Origin of the sequence: Pseudomonas sp. IT-P12, assembly GCF_949767465.1 — a bacterium.
Taxonomy (GTDB): Bacteria; Pseudomonadota; Gammaproteobacteria; order Pseudomonadales; family Pseudomonadaceae; genus Aquipseudomonas.
This window is the reverse complement of record NZ_CATKPY010000021.1, coordinates 1,137,008-1,157,573: the sequence shown is the minus strand read 5'-3', so window position 1 is coordinate 1,157,573 and position 20,566 is coordinate 1,137,008. Positions and strand designations below refer to the sequence as shown.

Here is a 20,566-nt window from a genome sequence, read left to right as displayed (position 1 = left end):
GGGGTTGGCCTGAGCATCGCTCGGGGGAATCCTTTCCTAGTCATGATGGATCGGCCAATATTCGGCGATCTTTAATCGAAAAGAAGGCTAAATGATGTCAACCCTACCATCGTTGGGTTTCGCCGGGATTGGCCTGATGGGCCTGCCGATGTGCCGGCGCCTGCTGGCTGCGGGGTATACGCTGGCCGTGTGGAACCGCAATCCGGCCAAGTGCACCCCGCTGGTTGAAGCGGGCGCGCGACACGTTGCCACACCGGCCGAACTGTGCCAGCACGCCGATGTGGTGATGTTATGCCTGGCGGACACTGCCGTGGTTCGCGAAGTGGTGTTTGGGCCGGGTGGTATCGCCGAGGGTGGGAAAAGTGGTCAGTTGCTGGTGGATTTTTCCAGCCTGGAACCTGCCGCCACCCGGGAAATGTCGGCGCAGTTGGCCAGCCAGGCCGGCATGAGCTGGCTGGACGCGCCGGTGTCCGGCGGCGTGGTCGGTGCCGAAGCTGGCAGCCTGGCCATCATGGTTGGCGGCACGGCGGCGGACCTTGAGCGTGTCAGGCCGGTGCTGCTCAGTCTCGGCCAGCGGGTCACCCACATGGGGGCGGTCGGGGCGGGGCAGGTGACCAAGGCCTGCAATCAGATGATCGTTGCCTGTAACGCGCTGGTCATCGCCGAGGTGGTGGCGCTGGCCGAGCGCTCCGGCGTCCACGCGGGTCTGATCGCCGAGGCGCTGGCCGGCGGATTCGCCGATTCGAAGCCGTTGCAGATCCTGGCGCCGCAAATGGCCGACAGCCGTTTCGAACCGGTGAAGTGGCACGTGCGCACGCTGCTCAAGGACCTGGACACGGCGGTGAAGTTTTCCCGCGAGCAGGGCTCGGCCACGCCGATCAGCGGATTGGCCGCACAACTGATGCGCCTGCATGGGGGCCAGGGCTTTTTGGAAAAGGATCCGTCGACGTTAGTGCAGTTGTACCGTGAGCCAGGGTCAGGGAGCTGAAGGCGTACGTGTGTTGGCGCTGGTGGATGTCGTCCAGCACCGTGCGCAGTTCCGTCAGGGGCACCGGACGGCTGAGCAGGTAACCCTGCACCATGTCGCAACCGTTGCGCTCCAGGAATGCATATTGCTCGGGGGTCTCCACGCCTTCGGTGACCACCTGCAAGTGCAGCGTGTGGGCCATGATGATGATCGCCTGCACGATTTCCATGTCCTGGCTGGCCTTGGGGATGTCCTGGATGAACGAGCGGTCGATCTTCAGCGTGTTCAGCGGCAGGCGCCTCAGGTAGGCCAGGGAGGAATAGCCCGTGCCGAAGTCGTCGATCGACAGCGAAACGCCGAGGGCGCGAATCTGGCGCAGCAGCACCAGGGATTCGGCAATGTTGTCCATCAGCGCGTTCTCGGTGACTTCCAGTTCCAGTCGCTGCGGGGCGACCCCGGCCACACGCAGCGCCTGTTCGATGTCGTTGGCCAGGTCCTCACGCGCCAGGTTCAGCGGTGAGCAGTTGACCGCGACGTGCAATGTTTCTGCGCCCTGGCGCGACAGCTCGGCGAGGTCTTCGCAGGCTTTTCGCAGAACCCATTGATCCAGTTCGGCGATCAGGCCGTTGGCTTCGGCGATGGCAATGAAGCGATCGGGTGTCAGCAGGCCGTGGATGGGATGTTGCCAGCGCACGAGCGCTTCGAGCTTGGTGACCTGGTGGCTTTTCAGGTCATAGATCGGTTGGTAGTGCAGCACCAGTCCGGTGTTCTCGCGCAGGGCATGGCGCAGTTCTTCTTCAATTTGCAAGTCCAGGGAGGCCCGGGTTTTGAGGCTCGGGTTGAAGAAGTTCAGCCCGTTACGACCGCCGCCCTTGGATTGATAGAGCGCGAGGTCGGCGTGTTTCAACAGTTCTTCACAGGTCGTGCCGTCCTCGGGGAACAGGCTGATACCGATGCTGGTGGTCATGACCATGCGGCGCCCGGCCAGCTCGATCGGTTCCTTCATTTTCAGCATGATGCGCTGGGCCATGAGCCGCGCCTCCTCGCGATCACGCAGGCTGATGAGCAGGCAGAACTCATCGCCGCCAAAGCGCGCCACCACATCTTCCTGGCTGCGGACCGACCCCCTGATGTGCCGGGCCATGACGGTGAGCAACTCATCGCCGGCGTCGTGCCCGAGGCTGTCATTGATGCGTTTGAAGTGGTCCAGGTCCAGGAACATCACCGCCAGCATGCCGCCTTCCGTGGTTTTCTGCTGCAGCTTCTCGGCGAACACCTGGTTGAAGCCACGGCGGTTGATCAGGCCGGTCAGGGCGTCATAGTTCGCCGCATGTTGCAGCGACAGTCGTGCTTCGTCCAACTGGCCAAGCAGCATGTTGACCCTTTGCAGGTCGCGTTCCTTGTGCTGCAGTTTCTTGTCCGCCAGTGCCGCGCTGATGCTGCTGCCGATGATCAGGAGGGTTATGACGGCCACCGTCAGTGCCAATTGCTGGTGGCTGCTGTCGCCGGGCAAGGTCAGCGGGCTGCCGGCCGGGAGCACCAGCGTGAAGGCGGCCATGCCGGTGAAGTGCATGCTGATGATGCCTGCGCCGAGGACCAGGCTGGCGCTGAGTTTGATCAGTTGATGCAGCCGACCAGAGCCTTCGCGCAGGCGACTGGAGAGCAACAACGCCGCCAGGCTTGCACCGATGGCGATCGCGATGGACAGACCGAAAAGGACAGGTTGGTAATACGCCACCGCGTTCGAACGCATGGCTGACATGCCCACGTAATGCATGGTGGCGATGCCCATGCCGATGCAGATCGAGGCCTGCACGTATTGTCGGATCGTCAGGCGAGGATGGCTGAGGGTATGCATCGCCAGCCATGAGGCGAAGAGGGCGATCAGCAGCGAGGCCAGGGTGACGGGCAATTCGTAGCGAATCTGCACCGGCGCCTGGAACGCCAGCATGCCGATGAAGTGCATGGCCCAGATACCGCCCGCCAGGCAGCCGGCACCGACCCAACGCCAGAGCCTTTGGGAGGCGGGCTTTTCCGAATGGCCAATGCGTTCGGAAATATCCAGCGTGGCGAAGCCACCGACGCAGGCCACCAGATAGGCCAGCAGCACCAGGAAAGGATCATGCGTGCAGTTGAGAACGACCTGGCCGTCCGCGGTCAGCTCAGTGACAAAATGCAAGCCCAGCCATTCCATAGCACGCCCCATCCGGTCCTTGCCCGCGTCATGCACGCCGGCGAATGCATTGGAGTATAGAACTCATGCAATCAGCGCCAGCCGTAGTGGCACGGTGGTACCAATGATTTTGGTATGGACTCGATAGCGTTTTGTGCTAACGCTCAGACGGCTTCGAAGGTCTCGAACCCGGGTTGCAGAGGGGGCAGGCCGAACGCTGCCCTGGCGGCGTCGCAATCCACGTTCGCCTCGCCATTGGCCCACGAGGCTTCGAATTCCCGACAGGTGCTGGAGCGCTGGTCATAAATCGAACATTGAACGGTGCTGCCCACGGTCCCGACCAGAGCGGTACAGCGGGTGGGCTTGCAGTCCGTGCCGAGCATGGCGACCCGGCTGGGGCTGATCGGCGCGACGAGATCGTCGGGCACTGTTCCGCCGGCAGAGGTGCATTCTCCCCAGAAAAACGAGACGCGAAAATGAGAACAGCAGGCACCGCAATGCAGACACGGACTGGCTTCGGACATGGGCGATCATCAAAGGAGGGATAGGGCAGCGTCAGAGAAGGCGACGCCACCATTCTAGGCTTCGCAACGGGCTTGGGAAGGGGGCGCGGGCGGTATTTTTTCACGCCTGTCGGGGCACATGAAAAGCAACCGGTGTCGGCAGGTTCCGGGTTCGAGCGCCGAGGCGCAACGGGTGTTCGCCATGGGCTGATATCAGCTTTACAAATAATGACAGACAGCTCGGGCGAGCCTGACTAGATTGCAGGTTCCGGGCTCGGATGCGACGGCAGTGAAGCCCCCATAACAATAAAAGAGACGGACCCATGCAGAACTCGACCCAAGCGGCGAATGCCTGGCGCATTCTGTTCCTGCTGTTCCTTGCGAACCTGTTCAATTTCTTCGACCGCACCATCCCGGCCATCATCATCGAGCCGATCCGCATGGAGTGGAGCCTCAGCGATTTCCAGCTGGGGATCATCGGCACGGCGTTCACCATCGTCTATGCCATTGCCGGGCTGCCCCTGGGGCGGATGGCCGACACCGGTTCGCGCGCCAAATTGATGGGCTGGGGCCTGGCCGCGTGGAGCGGGTTGACTGCGGTCAACGGCATGGTGGGCAGTTTCTGGAGCTTCCTGATCGTGCGCATGGGCATCGGCATCGGCGAAGCCAGTTACGCGCCGGCCGCCAACTCGCTGATCGGCGACCTGTTTCCCGCCCACCGCCGCGCGCGAGCCATGGGCATTTTCATGCTGGGCTTGCCGTTGGGCCTGTTGCTGGCGTTCTTCACCATCGGCTGGATGGTCAAGGCGTTCGACAGCTGGCGTGCACCGTTTTTCATCGCCGCCGTGCCGGGGCTGATCCTGGCGGTGTTCATGTTCTACATCAAGGAGCCGAAGCGCGGCGCGGCGGAAAGCGTGCAGGTTTCCCAGGAGCGTGTAGACCGGCCGATCCGTCGGGTGCTGGCGGTGCCGACCTTCCTGTGGCTGGTCATGGCCGGGCTGTGTTTCAACTTCGCGACCTATGCGTGCAACTCCTTCCTGGTGCCGATGCTGCAGCGTTACTTCCTGATGCCTTTGCACGAGGCCGCCGTCGCCACCGGCGTCATCGTCGGTGTGACCGGGCTGATCGGCCTGACCCTGGGGGGATGGGTGGCAGACAAGATCCACCAGCGGGTCGCGAACGGGCGCCTGCTGTTCGCCGCGTTCAGCCTGATCATCTCGACGCTGTGCACCGCCTGGGCGTTGCACGCCGGACGCATCGAGATCGGCGTGTTCGTGGCGGTGTTCAGTGTCGGCTGGTTGTTTGCCTACAACTTCTACACCTGCGTTTACACGGCCATCCAGGACGTGGTCGAGCCGCGCCTGCGGGCGACCGCCATGGCGTTGTTCTTTGCCGGGTTGTATCTGCTCGGCGGCGGCCTGGGGCCGGTGGTGGTGGGCGGCCTGTCCGATCACTTTGCGAAGACGGCCATGCTCGCGGCGGGGGCCGAACAGATGACCGAGGCGTTCAAGGCCGTCGGGCTGCACGACGCGATGTACCTGATCCCGGTCGCGCTGTTCCTGACCATGGTGTTCCTGTTCCTGGCGTCGCGCTGTTTTGTGCGCGATGCCAAACGGATGAAGGAGGAGTTGGGCGCCGTGGTCGAGCCTCAGGTTTCCGCGGCGACGGCATAGTCGCTATCGCGAGCAGGCTCGCTCCCACAGGGGATAGTGCAAACCCTGTGGGCGCGAGCCGGTTCGCGATGCATCATCAGCCGCACTGGAAAACTCAAGCACACAAAAAAGGCCCGCATCACTGCGGGCCTTTTCCATGGTCGGTGGCGCAGGAGGTTTAGCCTGCCACCAGCACCCGAATCGCTTCCAGTCGCAGCGCCGCCTTGTCGAGCATGGCCAGGCCTTGTTCGCGCTGAGTGCGCAGGGCGACCAGTTCGCTGTCGCGCACGGTCGGGTTGACCGCCTGCAACGCGGTCAGGCGCGCCAGTTCTTCGTCGGTATCGGCGGCCAGGCGACGTTTTGCCTCGGCCACACGCTCGGCGTGACGCGGGAGGATTTTCTCTTCACCGGCGTTGATCCGTGGCGTCAGCTGGTCGCGCTGGGCCTGGATGAACTTGTTGGCGCTGGCACGCGGCACGCTTTCCAGCTGATCGTTGAGGGTTTCGAATGCCACCCGGGCCGACAGGTCGTTGCCATTGGTATCGAGCAGGCAGCGCAGGGCGGCCGGCGGCAGGTAGCGGCCCAGTTGCAGGGAACGCGGGGCGACCACTTCGCTGACGTACAGCAGTTCCAACAGCACCGTGCCGGGTTTCAGCGCCTTGTTCTTGATCAGCGCCACGGCGGTGTTGCCCATGGAGCCGGACAGCACCAGGTCCATGCCGCCTTGCACCATCGGGTGTTCCCAGGTGATGAACTGCATGTCTTCGCGGGACAGCGCCTGGTTGCGGTCGTAAGTGATGGTCACGCCTTCGTCGTCGCCCAGCGGGAAGCTGGCGTCGAGCATTTTCTCGCTCGGCTTGAGGATCAGGGCGTTTTCCGAATGGTCTTCGCTGTCGATGCCGAATGCGTCGAACAGGGTTTCCATGTAGATCGGCAGGGCGAACTGATCGTCCTGTTCGAGAATCGCCTCGACCAGCGCTTCCCCTTCGCCAGCGCCACCGGAATTGAGCTCCAGCAAACGGTCGCGGCCAGTGTGCAGCTCGGCTTCCAGGCGCTCGCGCTCGGTGCGGGCTTCGTCGATCAGCGCTTGCCACTCGCCGTCATCGGCATTTTCCAGCAGCGGCAACAGGCGCGGGCCGAACTGGTGCTGCAGGGCGTTGCCGGTCGGGCAAGTCGCGAGAAACGCGTTCAGGGCCTCGTGGTACCACTGGAACAGGCGCTCCTGCGGGCTGGTTTCCAGGTACGGCACATGCAATTCGATGGTGTGTTTCTGGCCGATCCGGTCGAGACGACCGATGCGCTGCTCCAGCAGGTCCGGGTGCGACGGCAGGTCGAACAGCACCAGGTGGTGCGAGAACTGGAAGTTGCGACCTTCACTGCCGATTTCCGAGCAGATCAGCACCTGCGCGCCGAACTCTTCGTCGGCAAAGTAGGCGGCGGCGCGGTCACGCTCGAGGATGTTCATGCCTTCATGGAACACCGTGGCCGGGATGCCGGAGCGCACGCGCAGGGCGTCTTCCAGGTCCATCGCGGTTTCGGCGTGGGCGCAGATCACCAGCACCTTGGTGCGCTTGAGCATCTTCAGCGTGTCGATCAGCCATTCGACGCGCGGGTCGAATTTCCACCAGCGCTCTTCGTCGTTGGCATCCGGCTGGGCCTGGAAACTGACTTCGGGGTACAGCTCGGCGTGATCGCCCAGCGGGAGTTCGAGGTATTCGTCCGGCGACGGCAGCGGGTAGGGGTGCAGCTTGCGCTCCGGGAAACCCTGCACGGCGGCGCGGGTGTTGCGGAACAGCACGCGGCCGGTGCCATGACGGTCCAGCAGTTCACGAACCAGGCGGGCGCTGGCTTCGGTGTCGCCATCGTTGACTGCCGTCAGCAAGGCTTCGCCTTCGTTGCCGAGGAAACCATGGATGGTCTTGTGCGCGGCAGGCGACAGACGCCCCTTGTCCAGCAGCTCTTGAACGGCTTCGGCCACCGGGCGATAGTTTTCGCTCTCGGCGCGGAAGGCGTGCAGGTCATGGAAGCGGTTCGGGTCGAGCAGGCGCAGACGGGCGAAGTGGCTGTCCTGGCCAAGCTGTTCCGGGGTCGCGGTCAGCAGCAGCACGCCGGGAATGACTTCGGCCAGCTGTTCGACCAGCGAATATTGCGGGCTGACCTGGTCTTCGTGCCACACCAGGTGGTGAGCTTCGTCGACCACCAGCAGGTCCCAGCCGGCCGCGAACAGCGCGTCCTGGGCCTTCTCGTCGTCCACCAGCCACTCCAGCGCCACCAGCGCCAGTTGGGTGTCTTCGAACGGGTTGGTCGCATCGCTTTCGATGAAACGTTCTTCGTCGAACAGCGCGACTTGCAGGTTGAAGCGACGACGCATTTCGACCAGCCACTGGTGCTGCAGGTTTTCCGGCACCAGGATCAGCACGCGGCTGGCGCGGCCCGAAAGCAGCTGGCGATGGATCACCAGACCGGCTTCGATGGTCTTGCCCAGGCCGACTTCGTCTGCCAGCAGAACCCGTGGTGCGATGCGGTCGGCCACTTCACGGGCGATGTGCAACTGGTGCGCAATCGGTTGCGCACGCACGCCACCCAGGCCCCAGAGCGAGGACTGCAACTGACGGCTGGTGTGTTCAAGGGTGTGGTAGCGCAGGGAGAACCAGGCCAGGGGATCGATCTGCCCGGCAAACAGACGGTCGCTGGCCAGGCGGAACTGAATGAAGTTCGACAGTTGGGTTTCCGGCAGGGTAACCGCTTCGTTCTGCGCGTTGAGGCCGTGATAGACCAGCAGGCCGTCGATGTCGTCGACTTCCTGGACGGTCAGCTTCCAGCCTTCGAAGTGGGTGATGGAGTCGCCTGGCGAAAATCGCACGCGGGTCAGGGGCGCATTCCGTAGCGCGTACTGGCGTGTGTCGCCAGTGGCCGGGTAGAGCACGGTCAACAAGCGGCCGTCCTGTGCCAGAACGGTGCCTAAACCCAGCTCGGCTTCGCTGTCACTGATCCAGCGTTGCCCCGGTTGATACTGCTGCGCCATGCTGCCTGACTCCCACCTTGAAAAAGCGGGCTATCTTAACGGAATGAGGGCTTGAGGGCCAAAGGACTCTCGGAAAAACTCATCGATTGACCTTGGCTCAACGCTTGAGATGCACAGGGGGCAGGGCACTTGTGTGTGCCAATCAGGTCACAGTTTTCGACCGATGGCTCAAGTCGTCATCGGCGCAGCCGAAAACCTGAGGACAGGAGACAAAAAAACCATGCTGCCACCGATGCTTCCCTTGAGTGCCGTGCCGGTCACGTCACAGCACGATCCGATTCGCCAGCGACCGGATATCCCGCCCGTTGTACCGGTGCAGGAAAGCTCCAACGAAAGCACCATCGACCTGCAACAGCGCGACCCCGAGGAGGCGGCTTTTCAGCTGCGCGAGGAACAGCGCCGCAAGCAGGAGCAGCAACGCCGTCGCCGTGAAGCGGATGAAGATCCCGAAGAGCACCTGGCGATACCCGGCGTCGAGCTCAACGCTGACAACACCGTGCCGGTCAAGCCGCTGATCGATGACGAGCCGCGCCAGGGGCTGTGGGTCGATATTCAGATCTAGCCGGTTGGATGAACGTCGTCCGATTCTTTTTATTTTTCGCAGTTGATCGAGGCCTTGACCGCTGGTCAGCGCGTGCACCAGGCTGCATTATTGGCGCAATCCCCTGCGAACGATTGCGCAGTTGAATTTCAATTCACACGATGCACTGAACGCCATGAGCCAAGACGACAAGTTGATCGACCTGAATGCCGAACGTGCCAAGCGCGTTCATGACCTCAATGAAAAACGTCTGAATGAAGTGCGTCAAGCCTTCGAGCAGGCCATGCCGCTGGGCAAAACCGCCAAGAAGAAACCGAAGAACAAACCGAAAAAGCGTTAATCCCCCCCTTCTTTATTGATGTAGATCACTTTCCCTCCTCCTTTGCCTCCAAACCCTGACGATATTGATCCCGGTCAATTTCCCCGCCTGCCTGATTGGTTAACTTAGCCCCATCGCAACAAGGCAAGCGCAGGAGGCCAGTCATGTTTTTCGACAACGTGGTGTTCGCCGGGGTGCTGACTGTCAGCCTCATGGTTCTGTTTTTTGCAGGGTTTGGATTCTTTATCTGGAAAGACGCACACAAGCGGAAAAAACCGTAGGTCTTTCTGGAGGCAATGAGCACGCAAGGCATTTTGGGCAACTTCGGTTGCCCTTTTTTTTGCCTGTTGAAAAGCGGATCAATCCCCGGCAAGTGGTCGGGATGCAAATAAAAAAGGCGCGAACCTCTCGGAACGCGCCTTTTTCGTTGCAACGATGAATCAGCTACCCAGCGCCTTCGATGCCAGCCAGAACAGGCCGGCCGACAGGGCCACGGTGGCGGGCAGGGTCAGGACCCAGGCCAGCAGGATGGTTTTCACGGTGCCGCTCTGCAGGCCGGCCTTGTTGGCGACCATGGTGCCGGCCACGCCCGATGACAGGACGTGGGTGGTGGACACCGGCAGGCTGAAGATGTTGGCCATGCCGATCAGGCTCGCGGTGGTGATCTGTGCCGACATGCCCTGGGAATAGGTCATGCCTTGCTTGCCGATTTTCTCGCCAATGGTCAGTACCACACGCTTCCAGCCGACCATGGTGCCCAGGCCCAGGGCCAGGGCCACCGCGAGAATCACCCAGAACGGTGCGTATTCGGTGGTGGCGGTCAGGTCCTTGCGCAGTTTGTCCAGGTCAGCCTTTTCACGAGGGGCCAGGCCCGGCAGCTTGCTGACCTTCTTGGCCGTGTCATCCAGGCAAAGCAGGTAGCGACGCACTTCGATGCGGCTTTCCGACGGCAGCGAGTGGTAGTCGGCGACGCCCTTGAGGGTGTCGAGCAGGGCGCTGATGGTCGGTTCGGTCTGCTGCGGGTTGCAGCGGAATTTCTCCGGCAGGTCGCCTTCGACGCTTTTGCCCAGCGCCAGGAACTCACCCAGGGTGTCGCCGTTGCGCTTGTAGAACTGGCTCAGGTGCAGGGTGGCGTCGCGGGTGCGTTCGATCTGGTAGGTGGTGCTGCCCAGGTCGAGCACGAACTGTGCCGGGACGATACCGATCAGCACCAGCATGATCAGGCCGATGCCTTTCTGGCCGTCGTTGGAGCCGTGCACGAAGCTCACGGCCATGGCCGAGATCACCAGCACAAGACGATTCCAGAAGGGTGGGTGCTTCTTGTCGTCGATTTTGCGGCGCTGTTCCGGCGTCTTGTGCATTTTCGACAGCGGGCGCCACCATTTGAGACCCAGCAATATCAGCGCCGCGATCACAAAACCCGCCATGGGCGAGAACACCAGGGAGGCCCCGATATCAATGGCTTTCTGCCAGTTCACGCCATCGGCCAGCGGAATTTCATTGATCAGGGCATTGGCCAGGCCAACGCCGAGGATCGAGCCGATCAGCGTATGGGAGCTGGAGGCCGGGATCCCGAAGTACCAGGTGCCCAGGTTCCAGGCGATGGCCGCAGCCAGCAACGAGAACACCATCGCCAGGCCGTGACCGGTGTTCACATTGATCAGCAGCTCTACCGGCAGCAGGTGGACGATGGCGTACGCCACGCCGACACCGCCCAGCAGTACGCCAAGGAAATTGAATACACCGGAAAAGAACACGGCCAGATGCGGCGGCATGGCTTTGGTGTAGATAACGGTGGCAACCGCGTTAGCGGTGTCATGAAAGCCGTTGATGAACTCGAACGCGAGGACAAAGGTGAGGGCGAGCAAGAGGCTCACAAGCACCCAAGCATCCAGTCCGCTGAATAAATCGATCATGAAGGTTTTCTGACCCGGTCATAAGGGGGCGCGATTATGCCAGAAAAGACGGGTAATCGATGCACTAGCTGCTCATCGGTAACATTCTTCATTGAATTATCCTGCAGCAATACCCCGGGATCGGGGCTTTTTCAGGGGGTTGCAAGTGCTTGAATTTTTTCGCAAAGCACCCAGGCACAAGGGCTCCGCGTGCAATCACGATCCGCGTAAAGACTTGTATGAAATATCTGAGAAGGGGGCCAGACATGAGCCATTTTCTCATCAGATGGATGAGGTGACCGCTGCCCGCTCGTAGCGGGCGCGAATGGCAACATCGGTGCATCCGCTTTTAGCGGTTGCAGACGCAGGCCCTGAAAGGATTCAGACCGACAGGCTCATGGCTCTTCGGCTCTGAGTTCCTTTTCCATCTTCTGCAGTTCCTGGGTAAAGGCCTGATCCTGAACGGTGGCGCGTTTACGCCAGGGTTTGCGTTCCGGTTCGGGCTGGGCGGCGTAAGTGGTGACTTCCCCGCCGTAAACTTCCTTGTAACGTTGTTCCTGGCGCTCTAATTCGGCGCGCAGTTCGTCTTTCGTCACAGTGCTACCTGTATGGGTTGAGATGGATTCTGGTAAATCGCGCTGCATCCAATGTATCGACCGCACACGGCGAAGAAACAGTGCCCGCGAAGGCATCGTTCATGACACGGCGATCAATACTTCCATGTTGCAGGCGGCCACGGCACCAGAGCAAAACAGCTGACGTAGCATCAGTTTCCTGTTTAGCGAGCGCACTGCCTGCGCATTTTGCGATGAGCGTCAGGCGCTGCTTCGGGCAACAACGACTGAACATCGCGTTACCGGTGGCGAAACCGGCCAATCAGAAAAACCAGTCGCCACTGATTCGCATTATAGCGGTCGATTTGCGGAACACTATCGGCAAAGAGTTAAAAATGGATCTTGATGTGTGATGGGCTTAATTACTTGCAACTTTTTACGTCGATTAGGCAGCGATGTCTTTCTGGCGCCATTAAGTCGAATAAGTTCAGGTATTAGACAGGGGTATTTTACTCAAGGCTCAAGCGCAAATAAAAAGCATGTAAGGGACGACGAAGCCTGGCAGAACGGCGGCCGCCTTCAAAGGACGGGAATTTGCGATTATCGATTGCCGGTTCGATAATCGCCCAATCATGACTGTCTGTAGCTTGTGTGAGCGATACCGAGCCGCTTGTAATAGCCGACGCCGATCCGTGTGGGAAAAGGACCTGATATGAACGATCAACTGCGCAACTCCTTCGCTTCAGTAGCGCCGCCGATTGTCGCGTCGCCCGCCAAGCGGATCCAGGCCCTGACCGGCGATCCGGACTTCATGACGTCACTGGCCCGTGGCCTGGCCGTGGTGCACGCCTTCCAGGAGCGCAAACGGCACCTGACCATCGCCCAGATCAGCCACCGTACGGAAATTCCCCGCGCTGCGGTGCGACGTTGCCTGCACACCCTGATCAAGCTCGGCTACGCCACCACCGACGGGCGCACCTACTCGCTGTTGCCCAAAGTGCTGACCCTCGGCCATGCCTACCTGTCCTCGACCCCGCTGGCGGTGTCGGCGCAACCTTACCTGGACCGCATGAGCGAACAGCTCCACGAGGCGTGCAACATGGCCACGCTGGAAGGCGATGACATTTTGTACATCGCCCGTTCGGCCACCACCCAGCGCCTGATTTCCGTCGACCTCTCGGTGGGCGGGCGCCTGCCGGCCTATTGCACCTCCATGGGCAGGATCCTGCTCGCGGCGCTGGACGATACCTCGCTGCGCGAATACCTCGACCATGCCGACCTGCAAGCCAAGACCAGCCGCACCCTGCATACCCCCGAGGCGCTGCTCGAATGCCTGCAGCAAGTGCGGCAGCAAGGCTGGTGCATCGTCGACCAGGAACTGGAACAGGGCCTGCGTTCGATTGCCGTACCGGTGTATGACGCCTCCGGGCAAGTGGTGGCGGCGCTCAATGTCAGCACCCATGCCGGGCGGGTCAGCCGCAGCGAGTTGGAACAGCGTTTCCTGCCGGGGCTGCTCGCGGCCAGCCGCAACCTCAGCGCCCAGCTGTTTGCGTAGGTTGTTCGGCTAAGCTGTTCGATAACCGCACAGACTTGCGTTTATCGAATTGACGGTGTTCCACCCGGATCTCTAATGTCGCGGCAGCGCCAGCCTGCGCTGGCTCCTGTCCGACTGCGTTCTTGCGTGGAATAAAAATAATGAACCAGCCCCAGTCCGTTGTAGGGAACTGCCTCGATGTGCAGTCCTTCATCAATGCTCAACCCATCTCGCGCTATCAGTGGCGGGTGGTGATCCTGTGTTTCCTGATTGTCTTTCTCGATGGCCTCGACACGGCGGCCATGGGTTTCATCGCGCCGGCCCTGTCCCAGGACTGGGGCATCGATCGTGCGAGCCTCGGCCCGGTGATGAGTGCAGCGTTGATCGGCATGGTCTTCGGCGCACTGGGTTCCGGCCCGCTGGCTGACCGCTTCGGGCGAAAAGTCGTCCTGGTGGGCGCAGTGCTGGTGTTCGGCGCCTTCAGCCTGGCCTCGGCCTACAGCAGCAACGTCGATCAGTTGCTGGTGCTGCGCTTCCTCACCGGCCTGGGTCTCGGCGCCGGGATGCCCAATGCCACGACGCTGCTGGCCGAGTACACCCCCGAACGCAAGAAGTCCCTGCTGGTGACCAGCATGTTCTGTGGCTTCAACCTTGGCATGGCCGGCGGCGGGTTCATGTCCGCCAAGCTGATTCCGGCGTTCGGTTGGCACAGCCTGCTGCTGTTGGGCGGCATTCTGCCGTTGATCCTCGCGGTCGTCCTGCTGTTGTGGTTGCCGGAGTCAGCGCGTTATCTGGTGGTGCGCAACCGTGGCAACGACAAAGTGCGCAAGGCGCTGGCACCGATCGACCCCAACACAGTCGCCCAGGCCGCCAGTTTCAGCGTGCCGGAACAGCGGACCGTGAAGGCGCGCAATGTTTTCGCAGTGATCTTTTCCGGGACCTACAGCGCCGGCACCTTGCTGTTGTGGCTCACCTATTTCATGGGCCTGGTGATTGTCTACCTGCTGACCAGTTGGTTGCCGACGCTGATGCGTGACAGCGGCGCGAGCATGGAGCAGGCCGCGTTCATCGGTGCGCTGTTCCAGTTCGGCGGCGTCTTGAGCGCGGTGGGCGTGGGCTGGGCGATGGACCGGTTCAATCCACACAAGGTCATCGGGACTTTCTACCTGCTGGCCGGGGTGTTTGCCTACGCAGTAGGGCAGAGCCTGGGCAGCATCACGCTGTTGGCAACGCTGGTGCTGGTGGCGGGGATGTGTGTCAACGGCGCGCAATCGGCGATGCCGTCCCTGGCGGCGCGGTTTTACCCGACCCAGGGGCGGGCGACCGGGGTCTCGTGGATGCTCGGGATCGGCCGCTTCGGCGCGATTCTCGGGGCGTGGATGGGCGCGACCTTGCTCGGATTGGGCTGGAACTTCGAACAAGTGCTGACGGCGCTGGTGATTCCGGCGGCGCTGGCGACCACGGCGGTGGTGATCAAAGGGCTGGTCAGCCATGCGGATGCGACTTGAAGCTGCCCGGGGGCAGTAATACCGAGTCGCGGCCTTCGCGAGCAAGCCCGCTCCCACAGGGGAATGCATTCCAAGTGTGGGAGCGGGCTTGCTCGCGAAAGCAGGCGGCGCGGTGCTCAATCAGGATGATTAGCAAGACAACATTCTGTTCGATAAACGAACACTTAGGCGATTATCGGATTGTTTGGGGTATTCCCCAGGCTTACCCTTCAGTCATCCGGCGCGCGCATCGCGCCTTGTTCATCCACTGTCGGTTCAAACAAATCGGGAGCCTGCCCCATGGCTGAAATCCTTTCGCTGCACGACGCGGTGAAGCAATTCGTCAACGACGGCGATACCGTCGCGCTCGAAGGCTTCACTCACCTGATCCCTACGGCGGCAGGTCACGAAATCATTCGTCAGGGCAAGAAAGATCTGACGCTGGTTCGGATGACACCTGACCTGATCTACGATCAGTTGATCGGCGCCGGTTGTGCTCGCAAGCTGATTTTTTCCTGGGGCGGCAACCCGGGTGTCGGCTCCCTGCACCGCCTGCGGGATGCCGTCGAGAAGCAATGGCCGCACGCGCTGGAAATCGAGGAACACAGCCACGCCGACCTGGCCAATGCCTACGTCGCCGGCGCTTCGGGCCTGCCATTCGCGGTGCTGCGTGCCTACGCCGGTTCCGATTTGCCGAAGGTCAACCCGCTGATCAAATCGGTGACGTGCCCGTTCACCGGCGAAGTGCTGGCGGCGGTGCCTTCGGTGCGCCCCGACGTCACCGTGATCCACGCACAGAAGGCCGACCGCAAGGGCAACGTGCTGCTGTGGGGCATTCTCGGCGTGCAGAAAGAAGCCGCGCTGGCGGCCAAGCGCTGCATCGTCACCGTCGAGGAAATCGTCGACGACCTCAAGGCCCCGATGAATGCCTGTGTATTGCCGACCTGGGCCCTGAGCGCGGTCTGCCACGTCCCCGGTGGTGCGCATCCGTCCTACGCCCACGGCTACAACGAGCGCGACAACCGTTTCTACCAGGCCTGGGATCCGATTGCCCGCGACCGTGAAACCTTCACCGCGTGGATCAACGAATACATCCATGGCTGCGCTGACTTCAGCGAGTTCCAGGCCAAGCTGGCCGCTGCTTCGGAGGCGAAGTAATGACTTACACCACCAATGAAATGATGACCGTCGCCGCTGCCCGTCGCCTGAAGAACGGTTCGGTGTGCTTCGTCGGCATCGGCCTGCCCTCCAAAGCCGCCAACCTGGCGCGCCTGACGTCCTCGCCGGACGTGGTCCTGATCTACGAATCGGGCCCGATTGGCGCCAAGCCAAGCGTACTGCCACTGTCGATCGGTGACGGTGAGCTGGCGGAAACTGCCGATACCGTGGTCCCGACCGGTGAGATCTTCCGCTACTGGTTGCAGGGCGGGCGTATCGACGTCGGTTTTCTCGGCGCCGCCCAGGTCGACCGTTTCGGCAATATCAACACCACGGTGGTGGGCGACTACCATCAGCCGAAAGTCCGCCTGCCGGGCGCTGGCGGTGCGCCGGAGATCGCCGGTTCGGCCAAGAGCGTGCTGATCATCCTCAAGCAGTCGGCGCGGTCCTTCGTCGACAAACTCGACTTCATCACCTCGGTCGGCCATGGCGAGGGCGGTGATTCGCGCAAACGCCTGGGGCTGCCGGGTGCCGGCCCGGTGGGCATCATCACCGACCTGTGCATCATGGAGCCGGAGGCGGGCACCCACGAATTCGTGGTCACCGCGCTGCACCCGGGCGTGACCCGCGAGCAGGTGAGCGCCGCCACCGGCTGGCCGATCCGTTTCGCCGAAACGGTCCTGGTCACCGACGAACCCACCGCGGTCGAATTGCAGGCACTGCGTGATCTGGAAGCCCGCACCGCAGCCGCCCACGGCCAAGCTCCCGGAGAAGCGTGATGCGCGACGTTTATATCTGCGATGCGATTCGCACCCCCATCGGCCGTTTCGGCGGTGGCCTGTCGAGCGTCCGCGCCGACGACCTGGCCGCCGTGCCGATCAAGGCGCTGATGACGCGTAACCCGTCCGTGGACTGGACGGCAGTGGACGAGGTGTTCCTCGGCTGCGCCAACCAGGCCGGCGAAGACAACCGTAACGTGGCGCGCATGGCGCTGCTGCTGGCGGGTCTGCCGGAAACCATTCCAGGGGTGACCCTCAATCGCCTTTGCGCCTCGGGCATGGATGCCATCGGCACGGCGTTTCGCGCCATCGCCAGTGGCGAGATGGAACTGGCGATTGCCGGTGGCGTCGAGTCGATGTCCCGCGCACCGTTCGTGATGGGCAAGGCGGACGCGGCGTTTTCGCGCAACATGAAACTGGAAGACACCACCATCGGCTGGCGCTTCATCAATCCGTTGATGAAAGCCCAATACGGTGTGGATGCGATGCCGCAGACCGCTGACAACGTCGCGGACGATTACCGGGTGTCCCGCGCCGATCAGGACGCGTTTGCCCTGCGCAGCCAGCAGCGCACCGCAGCCGCCCAGGCTGCTGGCTATTTTGCCGAAGAAATCGTGGAAGTGCGTATTGCCCACAAAAAGGGTGAAACCGTGGTCAACCAGGACGAACATCCTCGCGCCGACACGACACTGGAAGCGCTGACCAAACTGAAACCGGTCAACGATCCCGACAAAACCGTCACCGCCGGCAACGCGTCGGGTGTGAACGATGGCGCGGCGGCGTTGATTCTGGCCTCGGCCGATGCGGTGAAAAAACACGGCCTGACCGCTCGCGCAAAAGTGCTGGGCATGGCCAGTGCCGGTGTGGCGCCACGGGTGATGGGCATCGGCCCGGTGCCGGCGGTGCGCAAGCTCACCGAGCGCCTGGGCGTGGCGGTCAGCGATTTCGACGTCATCGAGCTCAACGAAGCCTTCGCCAGCCAGGGCCTGGCCGTGCTGCGCGAACTGGGGATCGCCGATGACGCGCCCCAGGTCAACCCGAACGGCGGCGCCATCGCCCTGGGGCATCCGTTGGGCATGAGTGGTGCGCGTCTGGTGCTGACGGCGCTGCATCAACTGGAAAAGACCGGTGGCAAGAAAGGCCTGGCGACCATGTGCGTCGGAGTGGGCCAAGGCCTGGCCCTGGCCATCGAGCGCGTTTGACGCCCAGCGGACTAACAAGAACAGAGGAAAGCGAAATGTCTGACAAGCCTGGTTATCGCCGCCCGCAGGAAGGCACCCAGCCGGAATACCTGCACCCGACTTACCAATCCACCAACCTGCGCTCGCCGTCCAAGCCGTTGGTGTTTCTGCCCCATTCATTGTCGGAAATCACCGGGCCCACCGTCGGTGCCGAGCGCATCAACGACAAGGACAATGACCTGACCGCCCAGCACGAGGGACAACCTCAGGGCGAGCGCATCATCATTCACGGCCGTGTGCTGGATGAAAACGGCCTGCCGGTGCCGGGGATCCTGGTGGAAATCTGGCAGGCCAACGCCGCCGGACGCTACGCCCATGCCCGTGACCTGCACGACGCGCCGCTGGACCCGAACTTCACCGGCACGGGCCGCACCGTGACCGACGCCGATGGCTGGTATCAGTTCCAGACGATCAAGCCCGGCGCTTACCCGTGGGGCAACCACCACAACGCGTGGCGCCCGGCGCATATCCATTTCTCACTGTTCGGGCCGAGCATCCTGACCCGCCTGGTGACGCAGATGTATTTCCCCGGCGATCCACTGCTGGCGTACGACCCGATCTACAACTGCGTACCGGATACCAGCGCCAAGGAGCGCCTGATCGCTCGTTTCGACCTGGAAAAAACCATTCCTTCCTACGCCCTCGGTTATCGTTGGGACATTGTCCTGCGCGGCCGCGACGCCACGCCGATGGAGAAATAAGATGACCCTGACTGCGACCACGTCCCACACCGTCGGGCCGTATTACCACATTGGCCTGACCTGGCTGAACCGTGAAAACCTGACCGTCGAGCAGACACTTGGCCAACGCGTGGCGATCACCGGGCAAGTCGTCGATGGCAATGGCGACATCGTCAACGACGCGATGCTCGAAGTCTGGCAGGCCAACGCCGCCGGCAAGTACGACCATCCCGAAGACGATCAGGACAAACCCCTGGACCCGCACTTCGAAGGCTTTGGCCGGATTCCGGTGGACGCCGAAGGGCGCTTCCGCTTTACCACGATCAAGCCGGGAACGGTCGAAGGCCTGAAGGGCTCGACCCAGGCGCCGCACCTGGTGGTGCTGGTGTTCGCCCGTGGCCTGGTGAAGCACTTGCTGACGCGGATTTACTTCGAGGGCGAACTGGCCAACGTGAACGATCCGTTGCTGGAGTGCGTTCCCGCCGAACGTCGCGGCACGCTGCTGGCGAAGCCGGATGCGAGCGGCGTTTATCAGTGGAATGTGGTGTTGCAGGGGACCGAGGCCGAGACAGTGTTTTTCGATTATTGATCGAACGCCGCACATTGCCTTGTGGAGCGGGCAAGCGCGCTCCCACAAGGGAATGTAGGTGCTGAGCCATCTGTGGAACGGGACTGTTGCAAAGTATGTCTAGACTTTCACTGTCCCCAAAGAGTGAAACAACAATGACCATTCCCTCCGCTACTACAGCGCACTACACCGGCGAAGAGCGCAGCAAACGGATCTTTGCGATTGTCGGTGCTTCGTCGGGCAACCTCGTCGAATGGTTCGACTTCTACGTCTATGCCTTCTGCGCGATCTATTTCGCCCCGGCGTTTTTCCCCTCGGACAACCCGACGGTGCAATTGGTGAACACCGCCGGCGTGTTTGCCGCCGGGTTCCTGATGCGACCGATTGGCGGCTGGATTTTCGGCCGAGTCGCCGACAAGCACGGGCGCAAGAATTCGATGCTGATTTCGATTCTGATGATGTGCTTCGGCTCCTTGCTCATCGCCTGCCTGCCGACTTACAAGGACATCGGCGTCTGGGCCCCGGTCCTGCTGCTGTTCGCCCGTTTGCTCCAGGGTCTGTCCGTGGGCGGCGAGTACGGCACCACCGCCACCTACATGAGCGAAGTGGCCCTCAAGGGCCAGCGCGGTTTCTTCGCCTCGTTCCAGTATGTGACGCTGATCGGCGGGCAACTGCTGGCGGTGTTGCTGGTGGTGATCCTGCAACAGTTTCTCAACGAAGATGAGTTGCGTGCCTACGGCTGGCGGATTCCGTTCGTGGTCGGTGCGGTGGCTGCGTTGATTTCGCTGTTTCTGCGTCGCTCGCTCAAGGAAACCACCAGCAAGGAGATGCGCGAGAACAAGGACGCCGGCAGCATCATGGCGCTGTTCCGTGACCACAAGGCCGCGTTCATCACCGTGTTGGGCTACACCGCCGGTGGCTCGCTGATTTTCTACACCTTCACCACGTACATGCAGAAATACCTGGTGAACACCGCCGGCATGCACGCCAAGACCGCCAGTTACATCATGACCGGCGCACTGTTCCTCTATATGTGCATGCAGCCGTTTTTCGGCATGCTCGCCGACAAGATCGGCCGGCGTAACTCGATGCTCTGGTTCGGTAGCCTCGGCACGCTGTTTACCGTACCGATTCTGTTGACCCTGAAAGGCATCAGCAGCCCGTTCCTGGCTTTCGTGCTGATCACCCTGGCGCTGGCCATCGTCAGTTTCTACACCTCGATCAGCGGTCTGGTGAAAGCCGAGATGTTTCCGCCCGAGGTGCGCGCCCTGGGTGTTGGCCTGGCGTATGCGGTGGCCAACGCGATCTTCGGCGGCTCGGCGGAGTACGTCGCCCTGAGCCTGAAGGCCGGGGGCATGGAAAACTCGTTCTACTGGTACGTTACGGTGATGATGGCGGTGGCTTTCCTGTTCAGCCTGCGCCTGCCGAAACAGGCGAAATATCTGCACCACGACCTTTGATCCATCTGCGTGGGCCGCTGCGGCCCACGC

18 protein-coding genes are annotated in these 20,566 nt (G+C 61.9%); 13 read left to right on the top strand and 5 right to left on the bottom strand.

From position 1 onward, the window contains the following. Positions 1–91 precede the first annotated feature (91 nt). A complete protein-coding gene (locus tag ACM6IM_RS14345; protein WP_414865457.1) occupies positions 92–988 on the top strand; it encodes an NAD(P)-dependent oxidoreductase in 897 nt (298 codons plus the stop codon). Here the strand turns inward: ACM6IM_RS14345 and ACM6IM_RS14340 are convergent. Continuing rightward, positions 879–3,161, bottom strand: a complete 2,283-nt coding sequence (locus ACM6IM_RS14340) for a putative bifunctional diguanylate cyclase/phosphodiesterase (protein WP_414865456.1) — start codon at positions 3,159–3,161, stop codon at positions 879–881. The two genes, ACM6IM_RS14345 and ACM6IM_RS14340, sit on opposite strands and share 110 nt — an antisense overlap. A gap of 143 nt (positions 3,162–3,304) precedes the next feature. After that, positions 3,305–3,664 (bottom strand): YkgJ family cysteine cluster protein, encoded by a 360-nt coding sequence (locus tag ACM6IM_RS14335; RefSeq protein ID WP_414865455.1) that lies wholly within the window; start codon positions 3,662–3,664, stop codon positions 3,305–3,307. A 302-nt stretch (positions 3,665–3,966) separates the two neighbouring features. Here ACM6IM_RS14335 and ACM6IM_RS14330 point away from each other — a divergent pair, with 302 nt between their 5' ends. Continuing rightward, positions 3,967–5,316, top strand: a complete 1,350-nt coding sequence (locus ACM6IM_RS14330; protein ID WP_414865454.1) for a spinster family MFS transporter — start codon at positions 3,967–3,969, stop codon at positions 5,314–5,316. A gap of 157 nt (positions 5,317–5,473) precedes the next feature. Here the strand turns inward: ACM6IM_RS14330 and rapA are convergent, their stop codons facing one another. Further along, a complete protein-coding gene (gene rapA / locus ACM6IM_RS14325) occupies positions 5,474–8,320 on the bottom strand; it encodes an RNA polymerase-associated protein RapA (RefSeq protein WP_192302409.1) in 2,847 nt (948 codons plus the stop codon). 220 nt (positions 8,321–8,540) lie between these two features. On the opposite strand from rapA, the gene ACM6IM_RS14320 reads away from it, so the two are divergent. From ACM6IM_RS14320 to ccoM, 3 genes are all read left to right on the top strand, one after another. After that, on the top strand, positions 8,541–8,882 hold the full coding sequence (locus ACM6IM_RS14320; protein ID WP_192302408.1) for an aspartate-semialdehyde dehydrogenase: 342 nt from the start codon (positions 8,541–8,543) through the stop codon (positions 8,880–8,882). Positions 8,883–9,003: 121 nt separating this feature from the next. Continuing rightward, on the top strand, positions 9,004–9,201 hold the full coding sequence (locus ACM6IM_RS14315; RefSeq protein ID WP_414865502.1) for a hypothetical protein: 198 nt from the start codon (positions 9,004–9,006) through the stop codon (positions 9,199–9,201). Positions 9,202–9,344: 143 nt separating this feature from the next. Next, a complete protein-coding gene (gene ccoM, locus ACM6IM_RS14310) occupies positions 9,345–9,461 on the top strand; it encodes a cytochrome c oxidase subunit CcoM (RefSeq protein ID WP_275959760.1) in 117 nt (38 codons plus the stop codon). Between the two features lie 159 nt (positions 9,462–9,620). Here ccoM and ACM6IM_RS14305 read toward each other — a convergent pair whose 3' ends face one another. Next, on the bottom strand, positions 9,621–11,096 hold the full coding sequence (locus ACM6IM_RS14305) for an inorganic phosphate transporter (protein WP_192302407.1): 1,476 nt from the start codon (positions 11,094–11,096) through the stop codon (positions 9,621–9,623). A gap of 374 nt (positions 11,097–11,470) precedes the next feature. Continuing rightward, entirely contained in the window at positions 11,471–11,671 is a 201-nt protein-coding gene (locus ACM6IM_RS14300; RefSeq protein ID WP_192302406.1) for a hypothetical protein, read from the bottom strand. 670 nt (positions 11,672–12,341) lie between these two features. Here ACM6IM_RS14300 and pcaR point away from each other — a divergent pair. The 8 genes from pcaR (at position 12,342) to ACM6IM_RS14260 (ending at position 20,536) form a co-directional block, all read left to right on the top strand. Continuing rightward, the gene (pcaR, locus tag ACM6IM_RS14295; protein WP_192302405.1) at positions 12,342–13,184 is read left to right on the top strand and encodes a pca regulon transcriptional regulator PcaR; all 843 of its coding nucleotides are present in this window, start codon (positions 12,342–12,344) and stop codon (positions 13,182–13,184) included. Positions 13,185–13,324: 140 nt separating this feature from the next. Continuing rightward, positions 13,325–14,671 carry an MFS transporter gene (locus tag ACM6IM_RS14290; protein ID WP_414865453.1) on the top strand — a complete coding sequence of 449 codons (1,347 nt, stop codon included), beginning with the start codon at positions 13,325–13,327 and terminating at the stop codon, positions 14,669–14,671. Between the two features lie 279 nt (positions 14,672–14,950). Beyond that, positions 14,951–15,808, top strand: a complete 858-nt coding sequence (locus ACM6IM_RS14285; protein ID WP_192302403.1) for a CoA transferase subunit A — start codon at positions 14,951–14,953, stop codon at positions 15,806–15,808. After that, positions 15,808–16,587, top strand: a complete 780-nt coding sequence (locus tag ACM6IM_RS14280) for a CoA-transferase subunit beta (protein ID WP_192302402.1) — start codon at positions 15,808–15,810, stop codon at positions 16,585–16,587. The genes ACM6IM_RS14285 and ACM6IM_RS14280 overlap by 1 nt, the downstream gene beginning before the upstream one ends. Beyond that, entirely contained in the window at positions 16,584–17,789 is a 1,206-nt protein-coding gene (gene pcaF / locus ACM6IM_RS14275) for a 3-oxoadipyl-CoA thiolase (RefSeq protein ID WP_414865452.1), read from the top strand. Before ACM6IM_RS14280 ends, pcaF begins: the two co-directional genes overlap by 4 nt. A gap of 35 nt (positions 17,790–17,824) precedes the next feature. Continuing rightward, positions 17,825–18,529 (top strand): protocatechuate 3,4-dioxygenase subunit beta, encoded by a 705-nt coding sequence (gene pcaH / locus ACM6IM_RS14270; RefSeq protein ID WP_201196580.1) that lies wholly within the window; start codon positions 17,825–17,827, stop codon positions 18,527–18,529. A gap of 1 nt (position 18,530) precedes the next feature. Further along, positions 18,531–19,097 carry a protocatechuate 3,4-dioxygenase subunit alpha gene (gene pcaG, locus ACM6IM_RS14265; protein WP_414865451.1) on the top strand — a complete coding sequence of 189 codons (567 nt, stop codon included), beginning with the start codon at positions 18,531–18,533 and terminating at the stop codon, positions 19,095–19,097. A 134-nt stretch (positions 19,098–19,231) separates the two neighbouring features. After that, complete coding sequence (locus tag ACM6IM_RS14260; protein WP_414865450.1) at positions 19,232–20,536, top strand: MFS family transporter; 1,305 nt, start codon at positions 19,232–19,234, stop codon at positions 20,534–20,536. The last annotated feature ends 30 nt before the right edge of the window (positions 20,537–20,566 follow it).